Genomic DNA, 24,671 nt, shown 5'->3' with positions numbered 1-24,671 from the left:
ATCAATGCACCACAGAATTAGACAATAAATTCATTACTATGACGCCACCAACAATCATAGCAATACCGATCACTGCTGCTGCATCAAGACTTTGCTTAAAGATGAACACGCTCGCGAGCGAAGTCAGTACAATTCCCAACCCGCCCCACAATGCATAAGCAATGCCGAGCGGTATTACTTTTAGCGTTTGCGTCAATGCATAAAAAGAGAGCGCATAAAGCACAAACATAATGAGCGTTGGTACCAAACGTGTGAACTGTTCTGATTTCGCAAGAAAAGTCGTACCAATGACTTCACAAGTGATGGCAGCGGCAAGATAGACATAAGCAATAGTCGTTGGACTCATGTTAAAAGTACCCGTCTCAAATTGAGCATCAGTGATTAAAGTTTCCATCAAAAGAAACCATACGGTCGGTATTCTATAGCAAGAAACCTGTAATGTGAAGGGTGAATATGGTATTTCTTGATATTGAATCGCTTTAAAACTCAAAAATATCAGCTATTTACCGGTTTCGACTCAAATATGTATGGAAAAATCAGACCTTACCGAGCGACTTTTTTATAAAAAATTGGCATGGATTACGTGCCTCAAACCCGCACTAATAAAGGAATACCTAGATAAATACATGGGATAAAACCCGTCCCAGATAATATGTGGAATAAAGGCTAAAAGACTATTTTTGATAAATTTCGATATTATTCATAATTAATAGCATAATAAGGTTGACAGCCTATGACGACTTGGCTAAAATGTGCCCCACATAACGCAAACAAGCCAAGCGATTAGGCTTTTATAAAGCTTAAACTGCTTACTGTTATGACAGCTTATTCTCCAATAGCTCAGTTGGTAGAGCAACGGACTGTTAATCCGTGTGTCCCTGGTTCGAGCCCAGGTTGGAGAGCCATATACTAAAAACCTTCATCACTTAATGATGAAGGTTTTTTTATTGCCACCATTTTGTAATGACTGATCATAATATTCGCGCAACCGTGGTGTTCTTTTAAGCATTTTTGTTGTATGGTAAGGTTAGTTTTGATTGGTTTGTTTTTTGTCTGAGTGCTTTACTCCTACTCACTAAAAGTAATGGTTTATTATGATACCTGTACGTGTAAAAAATAAGTTTTCTGATCATCCGCAAAAAATCATGCGCCCGATCAGTATTCGCCTGTCTGAAGAGATGATTGCCTTATTAGAATCAACGTCGACAGAGTTGGGCTTTAAACGTATTCAAGGGCTTATTCGCCTATACATTCGCCAAGGTCTTGATCGTGACCATCAGGATTACACCTTGGCACACGATGAAGTCTTTATCGAAACACTACGCAAACGCGGTGTGAGTCAGCACATCATTGATCAGGCCATCGTAGACACGCATAATAATAACATCACTCATCCTTTATCTGAGCTTCAAGACAACGACTAAAAGCACATATAGCAGACCATCATTAAAAAAGACTGAGTGCTCCGACAGGCGCTCAGTCTTTTTTTTGTGCCTCTTTTCTCTATGAATTGCGCCACACCTATTTCTTTATCGCTATATTAAGTTTCCTACAGTATTTAGCCATAATTAAACACAACAGACAATCAAACACGGTATATTAAGAAAACAGTTGTTACTATTGATGAGCATTTACTAGGAGGTGTACGATAATGAATTCATATCAGCGTTTCAACAAAGCTTTGTTATTAACGATGACTTTATCGATACTAGCAATCGCTCCTGGCTGCTCGCAGCCACAAACAGACCCGACCAAACAAACCATACCAACTGACTCAGATCAATGGCAAAAAAAGTTGGGGGCAACCTTAGAGCAACTTCCTGAGTCTGACCAGCAATTGCTGAGTCGATATATGCTGCGCATGAAGCTGAGCGAAGCTTATGAGTCGGGCGCGATGCCGCGTACTACTATTGAAAAAGCGCTCATACAACAGCGTGAATATGAGCGTTTGCATCCTAATAACCCAACGGGTAAAAAAAGCCCTATTGTGACGCATCAGCAAGCCACTAACCCAACTCTGAATTATCCTGTTGCCCTACTTCCCGTCAAAAGTAGCGATAGCGATAGTTTGAACCAAGTAAAGCTACAGTTTATGCTATCAAACCACGGTAAAGTCGCTATCCAAAGCTTTAAGGGTACGTTGACCATGCAAGATGCCAATTTAAAGAAGGGCAAGCACTTTAACGTTCCATTGATTGAGTTCGAGCCACCCATTCAGCCAGAGCAATCTGGAAAAATAGTCATTGAAAGTAGTATTGAAGACATCAACGTCATGCGAGCCATAAAAAACTCGAAAGACATGACTATTGAGATTAGTGAAGGCACTCTTGTATTAGAAGATGGCGAAACAATCGAATTTGCTCAGTCACTTGTGAAGTAACCGTTAGTATAGTCAGTCCAATATAAATAAAACTAACCTCAATGTGAAGCCATTTTATATACGTATAAAAAAAGCCCCCAATCATTATTGATTGGGGGCTTTTCGAATTTGGCGGAGACGGAGAGATTCGAAACCTCTGTATATGTCCTCTGCTCCAGTAACTAAAACATAAAACCCTTATAAATCAACGGTTACAGCTATAACACTCCCTACTATTTACGGTATGCACCAGCCCATGCCCAGCCCACGGCTCTATCCAAATTTTTCCAAGAATGTACGGCAAGGAATAATTTTGTTTAATGCTTAGATATTTCACATGGTCAAATAAAAAGGTAATAAAGGTAATAATTATAATCTATTCTCTTGTATCTCTTTATCTATAAGGCTTATAGCGATTTGCTAAAAGGTAATAAAAAGGTAATATACAAGTAAAAAGTTACCTATATTAAAAGTAATATACCCCACAATATAAACCATTGATTTTATTATAATTTATAATTTATTACCTTTTTAATTACCTCTTATTACCTTTTAGAGGTAATAATATTTGATATATAAATCAAATACTTACAACCGCTATTACCGACTATTACCTTTATTACCTTTTCTTTTTATCGCCCTCATATTTAAGCGCTCCAAAATCGCTGCATAATGCGCATCAAAATGCATCATATTGCATCACCCCTTTATACAGACACCGTACAGCTGTGGGCATTCTGGGGTCATTTTGATGCATTAAAATGAGCGCATTAAGTATGCGGAACTCGGGCGGGAGGGAGCGATTTTTGGCATGGTCAGGTGACAAAAAAAAGCCACTCATTTTGAGTGGCCTTTTAATTTAAAAAATAAATTTATTCTTGAGACTTAGTCAGCTCGTATTCGTTGAATGAAATAATTTCCTCACCTACTTGGTCGTTGATGTCGAGCAACATGTTTTGTAATGTTAGGATCTCGTGGTAGTAGAATACTTCTGCAGCTTTCTTAGTATCCCCAAAACCACCTGCATTGTTCGGTACCACTCCCATAAGTTGAGGCGGTACTCGATGACCAGCTAAAGTATCATCGCGAGATGCAATCTTAATGTTAGCAAACTCATCTTTTGCAGCGACCTCTGCCAATGGAATCACTTTTACACCATCAGGTTTACCGTTTGGCGTATACATGAATAAGTTCTTAAAGTTACCAGCCCCCTTAGATTCTCGTACGGCATCTTCTAAGTCGTCGACATCGTCTTGTGTCGATAGCGGATCTGATACATGCAAGATGTAACCGGCATGAGCGCCGTTCTTATAATAGCGCCGACGGAATAAAGTAGCTGCTTCATTGAGTGTGATAGCATTCACGCTACTCAGATAGTCTGGTACACCGTACATCTCTTGATTGATATCCGGATTATATAAGTGGATGATCTGCTCGTTATACTCGATTGCAGCGCCCTGTCGATAATCAACATGATAGTAGCTATCACCTTTGATTGCCTTTCTTGTATTACGTGCAAGCTTTGGTCGTAACTCTAATATGCCACCAAGTCTGTTACGAACAACTTGTACATAAGCATTATCAAACACCAGTAAATTAATAACTAGACTGATGAAAGCTTTTCGGCTTAGCTTTGGATGCGGTTTATATAAGCTGACCAAAACATTACGTTTGGTGATCAACGCGCTAGTGTGATGGCTAGTCGCATGATACAGCTTGGCCACCGCATCAATATCATAAGGATACTCATAGTGATTTTGATACATCGGGCAAAATTCGTACTCAAACATGCTGCGACCATCAAGTACTGGTTCAGGATCACCAAAGCTGTGCATAATTATCTTTTTGCTAGAGCCGGTCTTTTCATCTGTATTTGTCATCTGTGTACCTTAATTCTTGATTTATGGACGCCATCGTTTATCTGATCTGTACTAGCAAGTGGAGCTTTTTCGAGCGCGTTCATGATTGCCCAAGCCACATCACTGTGACCAGTCTCTTTTGATCGACTACTGACAAACGTCATCTGGCGTTGGCTACCAGTCAGTGCTTGCTTAATAGCAATAAAGGCTTTGGCAATATCAATGCTGCCAGCATCGAAGTGTAGTTTACGTCTAGTAAATAGTTCTTTAGCTCTCAGAGCCATACGCGTTTTGCTCTCGACGCTATAGTTAATAGCAGTATAATTTGGGAAGAATTTTTTGACGTGTTCAGCGACTGATATCCCTGCTCCTGTGGTATCTATACCTAAGAATTCAACGTCGTAGCGTTCGCAAACCTTTTTGATATGCTGAGCTTGGACATGCGGTGGCATATGGTCGAGGTGCATGCGCTCAAGCACCCGGTATGGCTGCCCTTCTTTTTCGGGTGGTGCAATGACTGCCAACGCTGGTTTGTCACCTGTGAAACTTGGGTCGTACCCTACCCAAACAGGTTTGGCAAATTTCTTGCTGCCCATTGGCGTGAAGTCGTTCCAAATTTCCCAGCTATCAACCATGTTCGGCTGCAGTACTGACAAAGGAAAGTAACTGTTACTATCATCTAAAAAGACACACATGAACAGGTTGGCAAATCGTTCTGGTGTGTACTCCAATAAGAGCTGTGCTATATCTAACTTATCAAACCCACCTTTAATCGCATCTTTGATCGTGACGATTAAACGCCATTTGCCATCGTCACAGTAACGACCAGACTTTAAGGCGCTATGTGATGTATCAATGTCTTTTTTATTGACACCATCGTTACCTGTCCAAAAAGCATACGCTTCGTGCAATACGCTACTTGGCGTAGATAAATAGACTTGCTGAAAATGACTTTGTGACGCCATGCCTGATGCGACAGCGCGAAACTCTTTAAATTTTCGAATCCAAAAAAACTCGTCCATGATTACATCGCCATGCCGACCTTGAGCCGTCAATGCGTTAGTGCCCATGTAATACAGACTGACCTGCGTATTGTCTTCTAATGACAGTACAATTGGCTCCCCACCAATATTCCTGCCAAGTATTTCAAAAACAAACGATTTAATATATTCGATGAACTGATAGGCTTGTGCCTTACTCGCTGATAAAAAAATCTTATTCTTCTTAGTGCGTAAGGCATTTATCAATGCCCATAGAGCGACAACATACGTAGCGCCAATTTGTCGCGACTTTAGCATCATAAAGATACGCGCAGCGCGATGCTTTTTATTGCCGTTTAATATTTCGACCCAGCGTTGCTGGAAGGGATACGGCTCAAGCATCAAGTTAAACGCTTCTTCTAGCGCATCAATATCCTCTTCTGTAAATAAGTTCCTAACAGCTGGTTTGCGATCTTCTTTATAGCGATTAGATAGCTTTGGATTAAGTGTTGCGCCGTTGCCACCTTCGTTGTAGCGCTTGATTCTTGCCATGCGCTCTAATTGCTGGGTGTAGAAATCAAATTCTTTATATTCGGCATTACTTTTATTTTTCATACCAATCAGAGCAAGCATCCTTGCTTGCATTGCCGACGTGATATTTTCAAAAACACTTCCACGCTCCCACTTATCACGCTTTTTCCAACTACCAACAGTCGGGCGCGGCTCATTCAGTTCTTTTGATATTTGAGTGACGCTCAAACCTTGCGCGTACAGCAACTTCGCGTGTTCGCGATTCCCGTCTGTCATCATATTTGGAGTGTCAGTTTTGTCATTAGTCATAGGGCTATAGCTTATAGCGCGTAACCCCTACAACCACGTTGTTTGTAACCGTAAAACGGCTTTGCGGTTATCAATCAGTTGCCCCTAAACCCCTTTAACCGACACACTAAAGCCTATTTAGAAATCACTGAACTTTAATAACTGAGATGAATTATGGCTGACACTGCATTGCCCGGCAAACGAGTTGTAAAACGCTTCCGCGTCGCACGCGAAGGTCAAACTGTTGATGGTCGATCTTTATCTCAACAGCAAATTATTGATATGTCTGAGACATATGATCCGGTTGAATATACGGCTCGTATTAACTGTGAACACATGAGTGGTCGCTGGTCTGGACTCAACAGCAATTACGATGTAGGTGCATTGGGTGACATCATTAAAGTTGATCATCAAATGGAAACGTTTAAACAAAATGGTGTTGATGTGCAGCTAATGTGTCTTTATGCGACGTTATCTGTACTACCGGATTTGGTTGAGGCAAACAAGCAAGGTAAAAAGATTTTTACATCTATTGAGTTTTATCCGAAGTTTGCAGATACAGACCGCGCTTACTTAGTCGGTCTGGCTGTCACCGATCAACCTGCTTCTCGTGGCATCGAACCTCTTAAATTTAACCGTAATGCCGATGCACTTTGCACCGACCCTAATGACCAAGAGCTTATTCTTATGACTAAAGATAAATCAAACCCGGCAGCAGATAACACTACTACCGAAGATCAGCCAAAGCAGCAGCCTGAAAATACTCAAGATCTCAGCAACCAAGCTGAAGGTGATGGTTTTTTACAAAAGCTATCCACTATGTTTGCGTCGAAAAAGTCTGGCATGAGCGCTCAAGAGCAAGATTTGGTACTGCAGTCATTTAAAACGCTTAATGAAAAAACGAGTGACCTTGCTAAAGAAAACGAAGGTCTGCAAACAAAATTGTCTGAGTTAAAGGCTGAATTTGAAGAATTTAAGACTCAGCTCTCTACTCAACCAGCTACCAATCTAACGAATACACCTCCTATCACTGGTGGCGGTGCTCAACTAACAGAGTATTAATATAGCCGGCATCGAATGATGTGCTCTTAGATATTTAGATCTCTTTACCTCAAAGGACTTTTATGTTTACTTTAGATCCGCAAACAGCTTTGCAACTTGAGCAGTACAAACAACAAGTTGCACGCGTCAATGGTGCGCAAAACTTTAATGCAGCTTTCAATGTTGCTCCTTCTATTGAGCAAAAGCTTATAGTTGCCTATCGTCAAGTTACCGATTTTCTTAGCAAAATTAATATTCAAGGTGTTAAGAACGCGCATGGTCAAAAACTAGGTCTTGGTGGAAATAAAACAGCAGCCAGTACTACCGATACACGTTCTCAGCCACGTCGTCCTTCTGACATTTTTAACCTTGAAGCGATAGACGATTATCTATGTACCAAGACCAATTCTGATATCGCTTACGACTATGAAGTCATTGATAACTGGGGTTATCTACCTGATTTCCAGCAAAAACTTGCTGCTATTGCTGTTGCGATTGTTGCCGAAGACATGCAACGCATTGGCTTTAACGGCACTCATCGCGCTAAAACATCAAACAAAGACCTGTATCCATTATTGAACGACGTGAATATTGGTTGGCTTGAAAAGATTCGCGCCTACAATCCTGAGCGTCATATTGACGGCATCACCATTGGTGCTGGCAAAGAGTTCAAAAATATGGACGCTTTGGTTGAAATGGCCAAAAACGAATTAATTGCAGAGCAACACCGCAAAGCAAAAGGTTTGACTGCTATCACTAGTAGCGAATTGGTTTCTGATAAGTACGTCGGACTGCTTAACCAAAACCATTCTCCGATGGAGCAAATCGCTGCCAATGCGTTATATCAAAAACAGCAGCTTGGCTCGCTGCCAGTAGATACTCCAGCCTTCTTCGTGCCTAACGGTCTGCTTATTACTACCCATGACAACTTGTCTATCTATAGATTACGTGGGTCGCAGCGCCGTCACATTATTGATGAGCCTAACTGGGATCGTACCACTGATTATCAATCAGTTAATGAGTGCTATGTCGTTGAAGACTATAGCAAAACAGTACTGATTGAAAATATTGTGTTGGAGGGTTAATCATGAGTAATTCTTTACGCGAACACTTTATTCGTACTAACGCCTCTAAAAAAGCCAAAGCTGCTAACAATGACCCGCGCTTATCAGCGCAGGTCTTAGGTCGCCGTGCCGGTACAACAATGGTCAGCCAATCAACACCAGTTTCTGACGCGCAATCCAACGATGCAAACCCTGATGCTGGCGGTAGCATTGAGCTTAAGTTTTGGAATGATGACCAGCAGCTATCAAACATCCAGTCGATCAGTCATAAGGTAGAACTTAAGAAAGAGTTCTTGCCATTCTATATGCCATGGATTGAAGGCACTATCGCTGAGGGTGTCGGTGGCCAAAATGACATGCTCATCAAGTTGATGGTTTGGTGTCTGGACGCTCATGATTTTAAGACAGCGACTGATATCGCCGAATATGCCCTGCTTAACGATTTTGTTATGCCTGAGCCGTTTACTCGTGACGTGGCCACCGTCTTTGTCGAGCAGCTGTCAGATGAATTGCTAAGCATTAGAAAAGACACTGACACTGCTGTCTATACTGACTTAATTCAGCGTGTTATCGACAGTACTACCTCCCAAGATATGCCAGACCAAGTCCGCGCTAAGCTTTATCGCGCATTTGGTGACAGCTTAAAAGATGCCAAGCCTGACGAAGCCATTACTGCTTATGAGATTGCAATTAAGCTTGATGACAAAGTCGGCCGCAAAAAAGACCTCGCCCAGCTCACCAAAGCTGGAGAGTAACGTCCCCACCCGGGAAGCGGCTCACTAAGACAATGCTATTTGCTGATCGCATCATACCAACGTCAAAGTGACTACCGCTTTTCTTTTATTTTGCAGGTAATGTCATGTTGATCAATCAGCAAGTTCAATCTAAAAACGTCATTAATCCTTACGCGCACCTACCGTCAATCAGTACAGACGATATGGTAGAGCTAATGCGTATCGATAAGACGATTGGCGTTGAGCGAATCGCTGGTTATATCGTCAATGCTTACGACACGGTCAACGGCGACTTACCTGCCACCCTTTTTAGTCTGCTCACGTTCGAGCGCCACTTATCTACAAAACGTATCGATAGAGATACGTTTAATCGCGCTTATAAACGTGCGGTGATGCACGAAGCTGCTGCTCTTGCTGCCGATAATTACGTCGACTATGACACGACAAGCCAAGGTGCCATAAGTGGTGACGTCCAACTAACAAAGTCTGATCGTCTGCGCCGTGTCGTCAGTCACAGCATCGCTGACATGACTGGCCGTCGGCGCAATCGTGTGAAGCTCTTATGAGCAGCGCTCAATATCAGCGCACGATAGGCGCTACACAAAACGATACGCTTGACGCTATCGCTTACAGAGTCTACGCAAACCGATCAGTAGAGATGCTGCCAAAACTTATCGAGAGCAATATCTCTTATTCGCCCTTTGCTGTGCTACCGGCTCAAGCTCTGATTACTTTGCCCAATGACAACGCCGCAGCTGCTGCACCAACTATAAAATTATGGGATTAATTAATGAAAAAACCGACTACTAAAAAAGTCTGGCTAATGCGTATTGGTTGTGCGCTCGGATGGCTTGCTGCTATTGCCGTCTGGATGTTTTTAACGATCTCACATGCTAAGGCTGATACGGCTATTTCTGCTTCTCTACCCTTCCTTACACCATCTATGTTGGTCGCGACTGTCATTGGCGCTGTAGGTAGTTTTTTGGCATTCGGTGAGGATAAAAAGTTTCCACCGAGCGCCACCAGTATCGGTCATATCTTACTGGGTTTTGGTGCAGGACTATTTTTTACTCGTGGCAGTCTAGAGCTGATGGGTTATATCGATAGCAGCGATGATGTTGTTCTACTCGTGAGCTTTTTGTGGGCTGGTATCGGCTATTTCTTTTTACGCCTGGTCGTTGCGGTTGTTAAGTCGGAAAAAATGGTGGAGATACTACCGGACTGGGCTGCTAAGTTATTTGGAGTCAGCAAATGATGGTGATTATCAATGTGTCTGCGATGGTTTTAGCAGCACTTATCTTATTTTTGATGCTAATGCGTACACGCTGTCATGACAGCGTCGGCTGGTGGTTGTTTCGAGTATTAGCATGTTATGCACTGGTTTGTTTTGTTTACCTAGCTTATGACACTAGTATCCTCGGTGACAGACTGCCTGTGCGCTATATGTTTATACGTGGTGGCTGCTTGGCACTGGTTGCTGCTATGTATTTGTCATGGCATTTACTCGTTAAGCAGGCCAAAGAAACCAAAGCTCAAAGCTTTAATACGCGGTTAAACCATATTTTTAACAAGGATTCATAATGTCTAAAAAATTAAACGATAAAGATATTAATGATGCTGCTGAGGATCTAGGTGTCAGTCCGTCTAAATTGAGAGCCGTTATTGATGTTGAAGGTCGTGATAACGGATTTAACGATGATGGTACGCCAACCATCCTATTTGAACGCCACGTATTTTATGAGCGTTTGGGTGAGCATTACTATTACACCGTGCGCCGACGCGCTATGAAAGAGCGTTCTGATCTATGTTGGCCGAAACCTACTCTACCCGGTGGCTATGGTCTATACCGTGAACAAACCAAACGTTTAGATGACGCTGCTAAGTATCATCGCGACAGCGCTTTAGAGGCATGTAGTTGGGGCGTTGGTCAAGTGATGGGTTACTGGTGGAAAGAGCTGGGTTATGACTCATTACAAGATTTTATCAACAATATGTACGAGTCTGAAGCCAAGCAATTAGAGGCCATGTGTCGATACATTGAGCATTTCGGTCTATCTGATGAGCTGCAACGTGGAGATTGGCACGGTTTTGCTGAAGGATATAACGGTAAATACTACTATAAATCCAATTATCACGGCAGACTCGAAGCTGCCGAGGCAAAGTACCTATGAAATACCTGCAGCAATTAAAAGATGATCTACTGGTCAAGTTTGAGTCACAGCTGACCGCTGATAAGGTACATCTTTTTTTAGTGAATGGTGAGCTGGCATCCAACGTTGGCGACATTACTTATACCGCACGCTTTTTATTTATTGATTGTCGTGATAATGATCCTTTTAGCTTGATGACCTTTATCCGCAAATGGTTTCAGTCTAGAGGCTATCCGGTACCGGATTTGAATTTTGACAGCGAGATCATAGATGCCGAGACATATGATCTTAGCGTTGATATCGGTCTGGTAGATAAACTGGTTATTAATGAAGCTGGTGACTATCATCTTTGCCCACCTAAGATTTGGTCTGAAGAACTTGGTAATTATGTGACCAAAAACGAAGCTGACGCATTTTTACCATGAGCGATAATTTTGATGAACTAGCGTCTTGGCTTGAGCGCATAAACGAACAATTAAGCCCACAGCAAAAGACCAGGCTTAACCGTCAGATATCTACCAAGATGCGTATTGTATGGAAAAACCGTATCAAAGCGCAGAAAGATCCAGACGGAAAGCGATTTGCACCTCGTAAGCGTGACCAAGCTGGCAGCATCAAACGTGGCGCTATGTTTCAACGATTACCAAAAATGCTTAAAACTGCATACAGCAGCAAGCATGCAGAGATTGGCTTTGCTGGTCGCACAGCTGAAGTGATGGCCGTCCACCAATTTGGCAAAACCATTAAGCCTAATCCAAACTCAAAACCCACGCGCTACCCAGTGCGAAAAACCATCGGTTGGTCCGATGATGATATTGAGTTAATTATTGATGAGATAAGAGAATTTTTATTAAATGAGTAACTAATCATGCATGATTTTCGTTGTATTGAGTGTGGGCGTTTATTAGCTCGCATCTCAGGTGAGGCAGTGGTCGCCGTTAAATGTCCACGTTGTAAAAAATTAAACACTACACAGAACGCCAAGAGCGTCTCATTAGAAGACCTTGAGTCTCAAACTAAAAGAGACTCTCATGAGCGATTCCAATGTAGTAAAACCAAGTCTTCAACATAAAGCGCCGTTACCTTTTGTTGGCCAGAAACGATTTTTCTTAAAGTCATTTCGCAAAGTACTTGATGAGTATATTCCTAATGATGGTGAAGGCTGGACTATCATTGATGTGTTTGGTGGTAGTGGTCTACTTAGCAATAATGCCAAGCATTTAAAACCAGCAGCTAAAGTTATCTTTAATGACTTTGACAATTACTCTGAGCGCCTAAAGCACGTTGATGACAGTAATAGATTACGCCAGCAACTGACGGACGTATTATCTGATTATCCACGCCAAAAGCTTTTAGATAAAACCATTAAGCCAAAAGTTATAGACGTGATCAAAAAATTTGAAGGTAATATTGATCTGCGAGTACTGTCCACATGGTTATTATTTGCCGGCAAACATGCGACCAGTTTAGACGAGCTATATGCAAGCCATCTATATAACACCTTACGTCGTACCGACTTTCCTGCTGTAGATGATTATTTGACCGGTGTAGAAGTTGTTTGCGAGTCTTACGACACACTTCTCCCCCAGTATGCTGATCAACCAAAAACATTACTGGTTTTTGACCCGCCTTATGTCAATACCCAGCAAGGTGCTTACGCCCAAACAGGCTATTTCGGAATGGTGCAATTTTTGAAGTTGATGCAATATGTTAGACCTCCCTATATATTTTTTAGCAGTACACGCAGCGAGATACTTTCTTATCTGGACTTTGTACAAGAATGTGACAAGCGCACGTGGCAACGAGTCGGCAATTACGAAAAAATTAGTCTCAAAGCTTGTATGAATAAGAACTCATCATACGAAGATCACATGATCTATCGTTTCCAATAACTTAACCGTAAGTCCTATTTGCGGTTAAGCATTAGATGCACTTGGCGTTGCTCACAAGCAAACTATAGCCATGAACGCAGAAACCCAACGACGCTTACACAATATCGCCACTATTGGCACTGTCACGCATATCGATGCTGACAGTGCTTTGATGCGTCTGGCCGTCGGCGAAAATGAGACTGATTGGGTAAGCATCCCTGCTATTGCAGCTGGAGCCATCAGTGTCTGGCGATGTCCTAGTATTGGTGAACAGTACCTGCTTGTTTCACCAAGCGGCGACTTAGCCAATGCAATCCCAGTGATTAGCTTATATAGCGACAATAATCCAAGCCCAAGCACTGACCCAAACGAGATCCGCTTCCGTTACAACGACACTGACTTCTGCAGCATTGATGTTGTTAAGAGCCAACTCACCATGCATATCAGCGAGACTCTCATCAAGTCAAAAACCAGTATTGTGCTGGATACACCAAACACGCGTATGACCGGCAGTTTGCAAGTTGATAAAGGTATCCACGCAAAAGAAGCCATTAAATCAGACGAAGAAGTTTCTGCAAAAGACATCAAACTAAGCAAACACGGTCATAAAAATGTTGAGAATGGATCTGGTACGTCTGGTGATCCTGTATGAATAATTATGCAACCGGTATGTCCCGGACCAATGGCGAACTATTAAATCAAGACGATCATCTACGTCAGTCAATACATGACATTTTGACCACACCCCTCGGTACTAGATTAATGCGCCGCGAGTACGGCAGCCTTTTACCGTTTTTGATTGATTCCCCGGCTAATGATGCTACTCGATTAAAGCTTATGTCAGCCACAGCGACAGCCCTTATTCGCTGGGAGCCACGCATCAAAGTCAGCAAAGTAAGTCTGTCTTTAATTAATGATGGCATTAACAGCGGTTGGAACACGTTGATTGAGATGAGACGCGCTGACAACTCAACGCTGACCACGTCATTATCTTTAGTACGAGGGGCAACATGAGCAACGTATTTACAGCAATTAATTTGCAAGGCTTACCGCCACCGAACTTAATCAAGCCCATTTCACCTGAAGCTGAGTTGCTTGAGATCCGCGCTGAATTTGCTGCCAAGTTTCCAGCCAATCACCCAATCCATGCTGCATTGGAATTAGAGTCAGAGCCGGTTAATAAAATATTAGAAGTGCTGGCTTATCGCTACAGCTTGAAAGTTGCTGAAGTCAATCGTACAGCGCGTAGTTTAATGATTGCTTTCGCCAATGGTGGCGACTTAGATCATCTTAGCGCAACTTATTACCGCGTCCAGCGAAAAGTCTTACAAGCAGAAGATCTAACCACCAACCCACCTACGCCCGAAATTTTAGAAAGCGATGAGGACTTTCGTGACAGAACTGCATTGTCAGTCGAAGCAGAAACAAAGGCTGGTAGCGCTGGTGCTTATTTATTCCACGCGCTCTCTGCGAGTGCCCAAGTGTTTAAGGCTACCGTCCATAGCCCAGCGCCTACCGAGGTAGACGTATATTTATCTGGCCAGATTAACGGTGACGTACTCGAGCAAGCAAACAAGGCCGTAGGTGTTGATCAAAGCGCTGTTGACGATGTTTTTACTGCTCTGAGCGCCGATGATGTACGTCCTTTAACTGACTTAGTGCGCGTACATAGTGCTACTGCAAAGTCATATCAGATTAATGCTGTGATTTATATCAAAGCAGGTATCAGTCCACAGCTAATACTAAGCCAAGGCTTAGCGGCATTACGCGCTTATTTGCGCTCAGAGTTTAAGCCTGGTCGCCGCATTGCTACCAGTCGGATTATTGGTGCGCTCGATGTAAACGGTGTCAGTCGAATTGAATTGATCAGCCCAGCTACTGATGTATTGGTTGACGTATCCCAAGTGGCACATTGCACTAGCTACGACATCAAGGCGGTAAGCAGCAATGACTGATTTGTCTTTACTGCCAGCTAATAGCAAGCCACTTGAGCGCGAACTTGCAACATTGACTACACGGCTTGAGACGATAGATGTGCCGTTCGATTTGATTTGGGACGCGGAAAACTGTCCTGATGAATATTTACCGTTTTTGGCTTATGCCTGGTCCGTTGATGAGTGGAATGACGCGTGGAGTATTGAGACACAGCGCAATGTTGTCAAAAACTCAATCTGGGTACACCAGCGCAAGGGCACTCTAGGCGCGGTCAAGCGTGCACTTGCCGTCATGAACTACGAGACCAGTGTGATTGAGTGGTTTGAAAAGAATCCAAGAGGCACGCCGGGTACGTTTAGCATCGAAGTAAATCCGATGAACGGCATTATCACTGATTCAGTACGACAAATCCGTGCGGTCGTTGATGCGGTCAAGCGTCTTTCAGCTCATTACGATATTTATTTTGGTACATCTGTCAATGCAACACTCGCTGCTTATGCTGTCCCAGCTGTCGGCGTTGAAATTACTCTCACTAACTAAGGATTTATTATGCCAAATGACCAACAGCCGCAAGGCTTAACCAAAACCGTTACTAATCCAGTGTCTGACCGTGGTTCATATCTTGTTGACTTTGATATCAAAGAAGCAGATGGCATTGCAACAGCCAGTCACTTAGCACTGGTTATGAATGACGGCGTTGCCCGTACTGATGTTGACATCATTTTTAATCCAACCTTACTACGCACGCGTTTTGACTCAGTACATATTGAAGCCGTAACCAGTACTGCAACGAATTTGAACATTTACACATTGCTGACTCCTGAGCATGTAGCTGATTACACCAAGGCGCCTAAACGCACTTTAGCTGTTGCTGCAGATAAGTCAGAACTGTTTACGATCAAAAAACTAGGCGACGTAATTGTATTTGATGGCGCTGATATTGACCGTATTTTGATTCCAGTCGCACCCGAAAATGGTGCCGGTAGCGAAAACACTAATTCATAAAACTTAATATCGATATTTAAGGCTCATCATGACTTACCAGCTCTTACTAACCACGCTTGGACAACAAAAGCTTGCCTCTGCAGCATCTGCTGGCGGTCAGCCAGTACGCATTACTGAATTTGCTGTCGGGCAAGGCGTCAATGTTGATTTTAGCAAGCGCCTTGATCAGCAAGTGCTGGTTAGTAAGCGTTATCAAGGTGATGTGGAAAGTGTTGCAAGTACTGCAGTTGCTGGACAATACGAAATCACCTGTATCGTACCGCAGAATCAAGGTGGCTGGGCTATTCGCGAGATCGGTTTAATTGATAGCGAGGGTAGCCTGATTTGGGTAGGTCAAGTGCCTGAAGTGCAAAAACCAGTAGCCAGCTCAACTGCTGCTGTTGACTACCGTATCAAAGCCGTTATCAGTCTTGATAATCCTAATGTCAATCTAGTGATTGATGCCAACGTAGTCACGGCTACCCAAGCATGGGTGGCCAAAAACTTTGTCAGCAACCCACGCTTTGCTCAATTTTTAAATTTAGCATTCCCTTTTGGCTATCCCTATTGGACGCACAGCAAATCAAATCCCAAGCCATTGTTTGACGCGATGTTTGGTTTTGAGACGCATTGGCGTCGTTTAGAAGGCGTTGGCTTGGTTGCTGTAAAAGATGGCGATGCTTATATCGGTCAGCCCATGTTGACGCTAGGTCAAGTTGGCACTACTGAGCTGGCCACCACTGGACGTCCTCACGCCTACCCTATTCATACGAGCTATTTATTCGAGCGTTATGACCCATCGACCGTGGTGGAGACGGTCTGGAAGGTAGTCGCAAACAAAACCTCAATCAATGAAGGCGACGCAGTTCAATTTACTGTAACTGCAAATAACCTACCAGATGGCCAGATATTGGATTGGTTTATTCAAGAAGGTGTGCTTGATAGCGCAAGCAATACCATCACTACGCCTGACAAGTCAGACGCTGACACTGTGATATTAAGAAATGGCCAAGCCATTATTAGCTTTACAACCACACCCGATGACAACGCTGAAGAACCTCAAAAGCACGTGCGTCTGGTGGTGGGTGCGCCGGCTAACTTGTCAATCAATGTACCGATTAACGATTCTGGCCATAACGAAACCGTTATGCATATCAGTCAGTCAACGACTAATGGCATTGATCTAGCTGAGTACTACAAAGCCCAATCAGGTGGCTACCCATCTACTGATGACACCGTACGATTTATCGTGGACGAAGGCGTTGACATTATTGCACCTGATACAGCAACGGCAGCAATTATTGAAGGTAACAACTGGCCGGTAGGCGCAACCCCTATTATCGAAAATCATGGTCGGATATTAGGCCGTGGTGGAGACGGTGGTAAGGGTGCTGTACTTATTAGAGAGGCCAGATACACATCAAAGCTAACATACTCAGAAGCGGCCACTAAAGGGCAAAACGGCGGTACAGCTGTCAAATCAACTACCAGTCCTATACTGGTAGAAAACCACAGTATTGTTGCTGGCGGTGGTGGTGGTGGTGGCGGTGGTGGTGCATACGTCTACGATTTTGATCAGCAAGATTTCCGCATGGGGCATCAAAACGGAACCGCAGCTGGTGGCGGTGCTCCATTTGGTAAGGCCTCAATAAACGTAGGTTCAGCTGAGTGGTATTTAGCTGATAGTCGCAATACTGATCGAGATTTTATCAATGCCAATATGGATATTAATGACCCTAGTTTTTACGGCATTGTCTATTTTGGCGACAGCCTTGCAGAAGCAAAAATAGCTAAAGACGGATTGTTTTTCAGTCAAAGACAGGACTTTGATGATCCAGTGACGTTGCGTAGTGACTTTAAAGGCATACCTATAGTAATTCCTGCCAAGAAAGACGCAATAAGCGGTGGAGGCCTTTACAACCTTTTCAAATCGCAGATAGATGCTGATAGCAAAGACCGAATATTCTTTCAAAAGATATGGCCTGATGCAGAAAATGAAGTAAAAAATATGTCATTAATCTGTAAAAGAGCGACAGATGCAACGGCTACACAGGCAGGTTTAGGTGGTTACAGCGTAGGCTCTTACACAGATAAAACTAATCTATATCAATCAGATGATGGAGGCGATTTATCCATCAACTCAGGCGGTGACGGAGGCGTTTATGGTGAGAACGGTGAGACCTTTAATCTATCAACGTATTTACTCCTAGATAATATAAATGACACTAATAGCGTAAAACCGCAGGTATTTAGCAAGTCGTCACTAGATCCATTAAGGGCGCATGAGCTTGCACCAGCCACAGGCGGTCTCGCAGGTTATATCAAAGAAGGTAGCGTAACCATTACCAACTATTCAAACGGCGTCACTAAAGGTCGCTAATTTAATTAATCAACAAGTCAAAGGATAAAACTATGGCTGGATTTCATCACGGTATATCAGCACAAGAGGTTACGCAGGGCATTCTGCCAATGCGTAATGCCAACGTTAGCGTTTTAGGTTTGATCGTTACCACCACCGATGCTGATGACACTATGTACCCGGTTGGCACACCAGTGCTGCTCACTGGTATCACACAAGACAATATTGATAAAGCCGGCACAGATGGCACCTTGCGCGATTGTCTGCAGACGATACGCGATATTCACAACCCTACCGTTGTTGTCTTACGTGTGCCTAAGTCCTTTGAGGCTGACAGCTTAGATGTATTGCTAACATGCCCAGCTCGCTTTGGACTCATGCCTAAACGCTTTGGAGCACCAGAGCTTGATACACCAGACGTGGTACTGAAGCTCGTCTCTATTGCAAAGCGTCGTCGTGGCATCGTCTACGCCTCACCGCGTAAACCTGATGGCACACTTATTACAGACAAGGCAGCGATTGTCGCGTACCGCGATACGTATGGTGATCGTGAGCTGTGCATCATCGATGGTGAGTGGGGTGTGCCGAGCACTGATGTTTCAGGCGTCAGCTACATCAATCTTGACTTGCCACTACCAGACGATCAATTACCATCTTAAAGAATAATTAAAGGATATTTTTCATGATCTCATCATGTCTAAAAGTACAAGTCGGCAATAGCCCTTCTTTTATTATTAGCTTTACAGGCGCAAACCTTGAGTATGACGTTAGCTCAGTTGGTAATCTTGACGACCTCATTGTCTTTAGCCATCTTTTTAATTTTTTTGGCTTCAAGTCTAAATGGACTTATGCGGTACCAACAATATCAATAACGGGCACACCCTATGGTTGCCTTATTGGTCATACAGCAGATTCAGAAAACTCAATTGGTCATCCCGATAGCTTAAGCCTCGCGTGCTTTACACAGCAGAGCTTAAGAGATGAATTATCAACACAAGTGCCGTTTGTAAATGGCTCATACATCATGTCAGAAGAAGAGTGGCGTGCGCTGGTAGAGTCAACAAGCTTTGAAAATTTCAACTCGCTTTTAATTGAAGCTCAAGTCAGTAATGAAATGACAGTCATAACAGAGCGTACAACACTTAAAGTTATGCGCTGTACGTCTGCAGATATGCTAACACTGCCACCTCATCACTCGGATGCTCCAAACTATGTTGATGCTTTCGATTTAGTTAAAGCAAGATTGGTCAATAAGGTAGCTGTACTTGACAGCAATGGACTAGCGCCAGCTGTTTATCACGCAGATGGTGACTATATTGAGTTTGCTGCTGATTGTGCAATTCAGATCTCTATCCCCGAACCTGAATTAAATCCCGTTCCAATACCGACTTAATAGGTTGTCATTTCAGTTCAATAACACCGATGTATTGTCACAATAATTGATAAAGATATGGAGTTCACCATGCCCAACGCAACCCCTATCATCGCCACAGCTCTTGCCATGCGAGCGCTCATCGATGATACATACCCAGCAAGCTTTACCAAATCAATCTCAAACGTACCGGTGCCCGGTGTCGCTGGCATCATGCAGCCACGCACGTGGGACTTAGAAGATCCAAACACCGAGGTCGGCTATCTAAATGCCAACGAAGTCACCTCAGTTATTCAGCACCAGGGTTTTCGTTTTTGGGGCAACCGCACGTGCTCATCAGATCCTCGCTTCGCTTTTGAAACTGGTGTGCTCACAGCTCAATGGTTACTAGACACTATCATTGAAGGCTGTTTCCCATTTGTCGATCAACCTCTGACGCCAGTCCTGGTCCGAGACATTATTGAGTCAATCAATGCCAAGCTTCGCGCTACCGTCTCACAAGGATGGTTGCTTGGTGCCAGATGCTGGTACAACGACGACTTGAATAATGCGCAGGATTTAAGCCAAGGCATGCTGTGGGTCGACTATGACTACACGCCTGTGCCCACGCTTGAGAACCTCAAGCTCAACCAGCGTATTACAGATAGCTATCTTATTGACTTTGGCAAGCTCATCGCACAGGGCGTATAAGCGTAAACGACTACAAGGATTAATCACATGGCAAAACAGATGCCTGCAGTACTTAAGAATTTTAACGTGCGGGTCGATAGCGACAGCTATGCCGGCACAGCCAAAACCATCAACCTGCCTGAGATTGTCAAAAAAACTGAAGACTTCCGTGCAGCCGGTATGATCGGTGACATCAAGCTTGATATGGGCTTTGAGGCGATGGAGGCGACCGTTACTTACACGGGTGTTGATAGCCGACACATTGCACAGCTTGCTTACTGTGGCGTATCAGCATTGCCGATTCGCTACATTGGTGCATACGAGCGTCAAGACTCCTGTGCCCATGTTGTGCGTGATGTCTATATGCGTGGGTCTGTTACCAACTTGCCTTTAGGTGAGCTTGAGCTTGGCAGCATCAACGAGCATGAGCTGACGTACAGCGTGACATATCTCAAGATTGTTGATGATGGTGTCACCTTGCTTGAGGTCGACTTTGTGAACGGTATCTTTATCGTTGGTGATAAAGACATGACAAGCGAGATCAACGCTCAGTTAGGCTTATAACTCTTTTGGCCAAACGTCACGTTTGGATAAATGGCGATTAGCTAGTTGGTGAGGTGACGGCTCACCAAGGCGACGATCTTCAGACAGCGACACTGAGGTCACTATCATCCAAACATGGCCAATTTAATACTTTAATCATTTAATTAAACCAATAATCAACATACCAGGACAACACTATGAGCAAGAAAGAAGCAGTAGAAGCAATCGCCACAAGTGCAGTAGCTTCAGTAGAAAACAGCCAAACTGATACCGCAACGCCACCAGCACTACCAGCTAATCCAGACATTGAAACTGTTGAGTTTGATACCCCTATCATTCGCAACAATCTGACTATTTCAGAAGTCAATATCAATAAACCCAAGACTGGTGCATTACGCGGTTTATCGCTAGCAGACTTGCTAAAAGTAGACGTAGATACAGTCATCAAACTGGTGCCACGTGTGAGCACGCCACCACTTACTGAAAACGAAGTCGCTGCATTAGACCCAGCAGATTTCCTAAGCATCTCTACAGCGGTGGTCGGTTTTTTCGCCAGCAAGGATCAGCGGAAGAAAACACGTTTAGAGGCAGAGACCGCGAAAGCCGAGGTATCCCCTACTGCGTAGATGATGTGATTGCTGATCTAGCGGTTGTCTTTCATTGGCGACCGTCTGACTGTGAGGACATGGATGTAGACGAGCTGATGGATTGGCACGAAAAAGCGCGCAAGCGTAGTGAGACTGATAAATAAAAATTTAATAGGCGCGTAATATGGCGAATAACTTAGATCTATCTGCAACACTCAAGTTAATCGATGATATTTCCGCGCCTCTGCGCGGTATCACCGATAGGTCAGAGAAGGCGTCAAAATCGTTTGAACGTTTGACGCGCACCGTCGACACTTTCAATGACAGCCTTGCTCGGGTTAATCGTACAGGGCTGGACAAAGTCAATCAGCCACTTCAACGCACCAACAGCTTATTGGCCACTGGCCGACGCCACGCTCAAGGGTTAGTAACCGATTTCGCATTGGTACTTAAAGGCGTGGGAGCTGTGCACCGTAAAGCAGATAGCTTGGCTCGTTCGTTTGCAGATACTCGTAAGCAGATGCGACAGCAGGTTGTAAACAATGCGCTCATGGTCGGTGGTATGGTTGCAATAGCATCTATACCCATCAAAGCTTTTATGGATGCAGAGGCAGCAACTACAGATCTCAAAGTATCCATGATGGATAGCACAGGCAAGGTTGGCGATGGCTTTGAAGAGCTGACAGATCTTGCTGGGAAAATGGGTAAAAAACTACCGGGTTCGATATCTGATTTTCAAAAGATGTTCAACGTACTGATTAAAGAAAACATATCTGCAGAGAGAATATTAGGAGGTATTGGCGAAGCAGCAGGACAGACAGCCATCATCATGAAGATGGAGTTTTCAGACTCTGCAAAATTTGTTGCACAGCTATCTGATGCAACCCAAGTCGCATCCAAAGATATGATGGAATTTATGGATATTGTCCAGCGTATCCATCATACAGGTCTAGATCCTGAATGGATCAAACAAGCCTTCGTTGGACTATCCCCCGGTATGAAAGCAATTAGAATGGAAGGTGTGAAAGGGATCAAAGCCCTATCACCATTCCTAACGATGCTTGGTAACTCTGGTATGACTGAGGGTGGCTCAGCAGGTAATGCGATGAGCAAGATATTATCGCGCTCGTTAGATCTTGATCTACCTGATAAGTTAAAAGACTTGAAAAAAGACTACGGCATAGACATCAAAATGGACTTTACTGACGGTAAAGGAGAGTTTGGTGGTATTGATAACTTTTTCAAACAGATGGACAAGCTATCAACGTTGAACTCTCAGCATCGTACCAAAGTCATTGAGACGTTATATGGTACGGACAAAGAGAATTTGACAGCGCTCAATATCATCATTGGTAAAGGCAAAGCCGGGTACGATCAGACTGTTGAACAGATGAAAGTCCAAGCAAGCCTTCAGCAGCGGATTAACGCTCAGCTAGGCACACTTGCTAATCTATGGGACGCTGCAAAAGGCACGTTTACTTCAGCGATGGTAAACGTCGTTGAAGTCTTTACACCTGAGATTAAAAGCCTCGTTACCAATATCACCGATATGGTGGATAGGGTTAGTCTATGGGTGAAGGCAAACCCCGAGCTGGTCAAAACCATAGCCTCTCTAGTAGTAAAATTCATCAAGATTAACGCAGCGATATGGGCTGTCAAATACGGCGCTGCTTTAATGTTTGGCACGTTCTTTAGCATGGCTGCTAGCTTCATCAAGTTTGGGGCAGTCATGCTGATATTTAACGCCATACTAGCCAAGCTCGGCATCTCATTTTGGGGTAAGTTCAAGCTGATGGGCAAAGCCCTGGTGTTGTTTAGTAAGCTATTTTTCAGGACATTCTGGTTTTTAGCACGTAACGCTATTCCTTTACTCATTACAACGCTTGGCCAGTTATCAATCGCACTACTTACTACCCCTATCGGCTGGGCGATTATGGCCATTGCTGTCGCTGGGCTGCTACTGATTAAATATTGGCAGCCAGTCAAAGCCTTCTTTGCCGGTATGTGGACAGGATTCTTAGAAGGTATATCACCAATACGGGCGACGTTAGATAGTCTAGGCTCCATGCTATCGAGCATATTTGCACCGTTGCGTCCTGTCTTAGAGGCAATCATTTTTGTTTTTGGTTTGCTTGGCGCAGCACTAGCCGACTTAATCGCACCTTTCCAAGCCACCGATACACAGCTGGCCACCGCCACCGCTAATGGCAGTAAGTTTGGCTATGTATTGGGTACGATTGTCAGCCTAATTGCTCAGGTAGTTGCTGGTCTCGTCGGTGCATTGGCACTAGGGCTACAAACCATCGGCATAGCTATTGGCACCTTTGCTGCCATGATTGTTGTGCATGGCGGAGCAGCCATCAATTATGTCGCAGGACTACCAGCACTTATGATGGCGTTTTTGGCAGGGCTACCGGCTCAAATGTCAGCGATGGGCGGTCAGATTATGGACGGTCTAAAAAATGGCATCATGAGCAAAGCCAACGCTGTCGTCGAAGGGATCAAAGGCGTAGCAGGTAGAATCAAAGGCGCATTTACTGGAATGATGGGCATACATTCGCCTAGCCGTGTGTTTGCTGGGTATGGTGATTTTATGATGCAAGGTTTAAACAATGGTCTTCTAAAAAATGATAGTCCTGTTCAAGCCATGCTCAAGACGAGCAACAACTTACGCGATGCGATGGATACCAGCGAGATTCGTTTTGATAGTCGCAAGCCAATCAGTGCCTCAGCAATGATGGGTGGTAGCAGCAGTCAAAGCCAAGCACCAGCGCCTATCAATATCAATATCTACGCGCAGCCACACCAATCAGAGCAGCAGATCGCTCAGCTGGTCGCGCAGGAACTGGCAAAGACTCAGCGTAGCCAATCAACCAATAACACAGCACTTTATGACTTAGCGGAGGCGTGGTAATGCTTTTAGCACTTGGGCAATTTGTATTTAACGTCGACACCATGACGTATGATGAGCTGCAGCGCAGCCGGTCATGGTCGTATGCTAGCAACTCTATATCGCAAGGTCGTGATCAGCATCAATTTACAGGTGCAGGAGAGGAGACAGTAACGATACCCTTTCTAATCTACCAATCACATGGCTTCGGCAACCGGCAGTCAATAGATGATTTGTCAGAGATGGCAGACAGTGGTAGCGGTTATGTGCTCATCGATGGCAGTGGTTATCTTTATGGCGTGTTTGCTATCACCTCGATTGATGAGACACGGTCGCACATTACCAATCGCGGTGTAGCGCGTAAGATTGATGGCACAATGAAGCTGATACGAGTTGACGACGACCGTATCCAGACGGACCAAGCGGTCACTACTACTAATGTTCAGGAGGCTTGA

General features: G+C 43.9%; 30 protein-coding genes and 1 tRNA gene. 28 read left to right on the top strand and 3 right to left on the bottom strand.

Annotation, left to right across the window (positions count from 1 at the left end; translation table 11 throughout):
• Position 1 precedes the first annotated feature (1 nt).
• Positions 2 to 346: a multidrug efflux SMR transporter gene (locus tag CIK80_RS11510; protein ID WP_062845978.1), complete on the bottom strand. Its 345-nt coding sequence runs from the start codon at positions 344 to 346 to the stop codon at positions 2 to 4.
• A gap of 483 nt (positions 347 to 829) precedes the next feature.
• Between CIK80_RS11510 and CIK80_RS11505 the strand changes: the two genes are divergently transcribed.
• The 3 genes from CIK80_RS11505 (at position 830) to CIK80_RS11495 (ending at position 2,380) form a co-directional block, all read left to right on the top strand.
• Positions 830 to 905 (top strand) — tRNA-Asn (locus CIK80_RS11505).
• A gap of 189 nt (positions 906 to 1,094) precedes the next feature.
• Entirely contained in the window at positions 1,095 to 1,424 is a 330-nt protein-coding gene (locus CIK80_RS11500; protein ID WP_062845178.1) for a hypothetical protein, read from the top strand.
• 227 nt (positions 1,425 to 1,651) lie between these two features.
• On the top strand, positions 1,652 to 2,380 hold the full coding sequence (locus tag CIK80_RS11495) for a hypothetical protein (protein ID WP_095570112.1): 729 nt from the start codon (positions 1,652 to 1,654) through the stop codon (positions 2,378 to 2,380).
• 851 nt (positions 2,381 to 3,231) lie between these two features.
• Here the strand turns inward: CIK80_RS11495 and CIK80_RS11490 are convergent.
• Positions 3,232 to 4,239, bottom strand: coding sequence for a phage portal protein (locus tag CIK80_RS11490; protein WP_095570111.1), 1,008 nt, complete (start codon positions 4,237 to 4,239; stop codon positions 3,232 to 3,234).
• On the bottom strand, positions 4,236 to 6,038 hold the full coding sequence (locus CIK80_RS11485; RefSeq protein WP_095570110.1) for a terminase family protein: 1,803 nt from the start codon (positions 6,036 to 6,038) through the stop codon (positions 4,236 to 4,238). The genes CIK80_RS11490 and CIK80_RS11485 overlap by 4 nt, the downstream gene beginning before the upstream one ends.
• Before the next feature lie 153 nt (positions 6,039 to 6,191).
• On the opposite strand from CIK80_RS11485, the gene CIK80_RS11480 reads away from it, so the two are divergent.
• The 25 genes from CIK80_RS11480 to CIK80_RS11355 all read left to right on the top strand — a co-directional run bounded on the left by CIK80_RS11480 (position 6,192) and on the right by CIK80_RS11355 (position 24,671).
• On the top strand, positions 6,192 to 7,079 hold the full coding sequence (locus CIK80_RS11480) for a GPO family capsid scaffolding protein (protein ID WP_095570109.1): 888 nt from the start codon (positions 6,192 to 6,194) through the stop codon (positions 7,077 to 7,079).
• 62 nt (positions 7,080 to 7,141) lie between these two features.
• The gene (locus CIK80_RS11475) at positions 7,142 to 8,143 is read left to right on the top strand and encodes a P2 family phage major capsid protein (protein ID WP_095570108.1); all 1,002 of its coding nucleotides are present in this window, start codon (positions 7,142 to 7,144) and stop codon (positions 8,141 to 8,143) included.
• Between the two features lie 2 nt (positions 8,144 to 8,145).
• Complete coding sequence (gene gpM / locus CIK80_RS11470; RefSeq protein WP_095570107.1) at positions 8,146 to 8,877, top strand: phage terminase small subunit; 732 nt, start codon at positions 8,146 to 8,148, stop codon at positions 8,875 to 8,877.
• Positions 8,878 to 8,981: 104 nt separating this feature from the next.
• The gene (locus tag CIK80_RS11465) at positions 8,982 to 9,422 is read left to right on the top strand and encodes a head completion/stabilization protein (protein WP_095570106.1); all 441 of its coding nucleotides are present in this window, start codon (positions 8,982 to 8,984) and stop codon (positions 9,420 to 9,422) included.
• A complete protein-coding gene (locus tag CIK80_RS11460; protein WP_095570105.1) occupies positions 9,419 to 9,643 on the top strand; it encodes a tail protein X in 225 nt (74 codons plus the stop codon). Before CIK80_RS11465 ends, CIK80_RS11460 begins: the two co-directional genes overlap by 4 nt.
• Before the next feature lie 3 nt (positions 9,644 to 9,646).
• The gene (locus CIK80_RS11455; protein ID WP_095570104.1) at positions 9,647 to 10,111 is read left to right on the top strand and encodes a hypothetical protein; all 465 of its coding nucleotides are present in this window, start codon (positions 9,647 to 9,649) and stop codon (positions 10,109 to 10,111) included.
• Entirely contained in the window at positions 10,108 to 10,437 is a 330-nt protein-coding gene (locus CIK80_RS11450; protein WP_095570103.1) for a hypothetical protein, read from the top strand. The genes CIK80_RS11455 and CIK80_RS11450 overlap by 4 nt, the downstream gene beginning before the upstream one ends.
• Positions 10,437 to 11,027: an N-acetylmuramidase family protein gene (locus tag CIK80_RS11445; RefSeq protein ID WP_095570102.1), complete on the top strand. Its 591-nt coding sequence runs from the start codon at positions 10,437 to 10,439 to the stop codon at positions 11,025 to 11,027. Before CIK80_RS11450 ends, CIK80_RS11445 begins: the two co-directional genes overlap by 1 nt.
• Positions 11,024 to 11,431, top strand: coding sequence for a phage tail protein (locus CIK80_RS11440; protein WP_095570101.1), 408 nt, complete (start codon positions 11,024 to 11,026; stop codon positions 11,429 to 11,431). Before CIK80_RS11445 ends, CIK80_RS11440 begins: the two co-directional genes overlap by 4 nt.
• A complete protein-coding gene (locus CIK80_RS11435; RefSeq protein ID WP_095570100.1) occupies positions 11,428 to 11,868 on the top strand; it encodes a phage virion morphogenesis protein in 441 nt (146 codons plus the stop codon). The genes CIK80_RS11440 and CIK80_RS11435 overlap by 4 nt, the downstream gene beginning before the upstream one ends.
• Positions 11,869 to 12,037: 169 nt before the next feature.
• Positions 12,038 to 12,898: a DNA adenine methylase gene (locus tag CIK80_RS11425; protein WP_095570098.1), complete on the top strand. Its 861-nt coding sequence runs from the start codon at positions 12,038 to 12,040 to the stop codon at positions 12,896 to 12,898.
• 70 nt (positions 12,899 to 12,968) lie between these two features.
• Positions 12,969 to 13,529 carry a phage baseplate assembly protein V gene (locus tag CIK80_RS11420; protein ID WP_095570097.1) on the top strand — a complete coding sequence of 187 codons (561 nt, stop codon included), beginning with the start codon at positions 12,969 to 12,971 and terminating at the stop codon, positions 13,527 to 13,529.
• Positions 13,526 to 13,891, top strand: a complete 366-nt coding sequence (locus CIK80_RS11415) for a GPW/gp25 family protein (protein ID WP_095570096.1) — start codon at positions 13,526 to 13,528, stop codon at positions 13,889 to 13,891. The genes CIK80_RS11420 and CIK80_RS11415 overlap by 4 nt, the downstream gene beginning before the upstream one ends.
• On the top strand, positions 13,888 to 14,832 hold the full coding sequence (locus tag CIK80_RS11410) for a baseplate J/gp47 family protein (RefSeq protein ID WP_095570095.1): 945 nt from the start codon (positions 13,888 to 13,890) through the stop codon (positions 14,830 to 14,832). The genes CIK80_RS11415 and CIK80_RS11410 overlap by 4 nt, the downstream gene beginning before the upstream one ends.
• A complete protein-coding gene (locus CIK80_RS11405) occupies positions 14,825 to 15,352 on the top strand; it encodes a phage tail protein I (RefSeq protein ID WP_095570094.1) in 528 nt (175 codons plus the stop codon). The genes CIK80_RS11410 and CIK80_RS11405 overlap by 8 nt, the downstream gene beginning before the upstream one ends.
• Positions 15,353 to 15,361: 9 nt before the next feature.
• Complete coding sequence (locus tag CIK80_RS11400) at positions 15,362 to 15,817, top strand: hypothetical protein (protein ID WP_095570093.1); 456 nt, start codon at positions 15,362 to 15,364, stop codon at positions 15,815 to 15,817.
• A gap of 28 nt (positions 15,818 to 15,845) precedes the next feature.
• Positions 15,846 to 18,176 (top strand): phage tail protein, encoded by a 2,331-nt coding sequence (locus CIK80_RS11395; protein ID WP_095570092.1) that lies wholly within the window; start codon positions 15,846 to 15,848, stop codon positions 18,174 to 18,176.
• Positions 18,177 to 18,208: 32 nt separating this feature from the next.
• The gene (locus CIK80_RS11390) at positions 18,209 to 18,814 is read left to right on the top strand and encodes a hypothetical protein (RefSeq protein WP_095570091.1); all 606 of its coding nucleotides are present in this window, start codon (positions 18,209 to 18,211) and stop codon (positions 18,812 to 18,814) included.
• Positions 18,815 to 18,837: 23 nt separating this feature from the next.
• On the top strand, positions 18,838 to 19,548 hold the full coding sequence (locus tag CIK80_RS11385; protein ID WP_095570090.1) for a hypothetical protein: 711 nt from the start codon (positions 18,838 to 18,840) through the stop codon (positions 19,546 to 19,548).
• Positions 19,549 to 19,617: 69 nt separating this feature from the next.
• Complete coding sequence (locus CIK80_RS11380; protein ID WP_095570089.1) at positions 19,618 to 20,217, top strand: phage tail sheath C-terminal domain-containing protein; 600 nt, start codon at positions 19,618 to 19,620, stop codon at positions 20,215 to 20,217.
• Between the two features lie 27 nt (positions 20,218 to 20,244).
• Positions 20,245 to 20,760, top strand: a complete 516-nt coding sequence (locus CIK80_RS11375) for a phage major tail tube protein (RefSeq protein WP_095570088.1) — start codon at positions 20,245 to 20,247, stop codon at positions 20,758 to 20,760.
• A gap of 176 nt (positions 20,761 to 20,936) precedes the next feature.
• Complete coding sequence (locus CIK80_RS11370; RefSeq protein ID WP_095570087.1) at positions 20,937 to 21,365, top strand: phage tail assembly protein; 429 nt, start codon at positions 20,937 to 20,939, stop codon at positions 21,363 to 21,365.
• A 5-nt stretch (positions 21,366 to 21,370) separates the two neighbouring features.
• Positions 21,371 to 21,490 (top strand): GpE family phage tail protein, encoded by a 120-nt coding sequence (locus CIK80_RS11365; RefSeq protein ID WP_257011759.1) that lies wholly within the window; start codon positions 21,371 to 21,373, stop codon positions 21,488 to 21,490.
• A gap of 20 nt (positions 21,491 to 21,510) precedes the next feature.
• Positions 21,511 to 24,240 (top strand): phage tail tape measure protein, encoded by a 2,730-nt coding sequence (locus CIK80_RS11360; RefSeq protein WP_095570086.1) that lies wholly within the window; start codon positions 21,511 to 21,513, stop codon positions 24,238 to 24,240.
• Positions 24,240 to 24,671 carry a phage tail protein gene (locus CIK80_RS11355; RefSeq protein ID WP_179288376.1) on the top strand — a complete coding sequence of 144 codons (432 nt, stop codon included), beginning with the start codon at positions 24,240 to 24,242 and terminating at the stop codon, positions 24,669 to 24,671. The genes CIK80_RS11360 and CIK80_RS11355 overlap by 1 nt, the downstream gene beginning before the upstream one ends.

This window comes from Psychrobacter sp. JB193, assembly GCF_002285555.1.
Lineage (GTDB): Bacteria > Pseudomonadota > Gammaproteobacteria > Pseudomonadales > Moraxellaceae > Psychrobacter > Psychrobacter alimentarius.
This window is presented reverse-complemented; position numbering and strand designations above follow the sequence as displayed.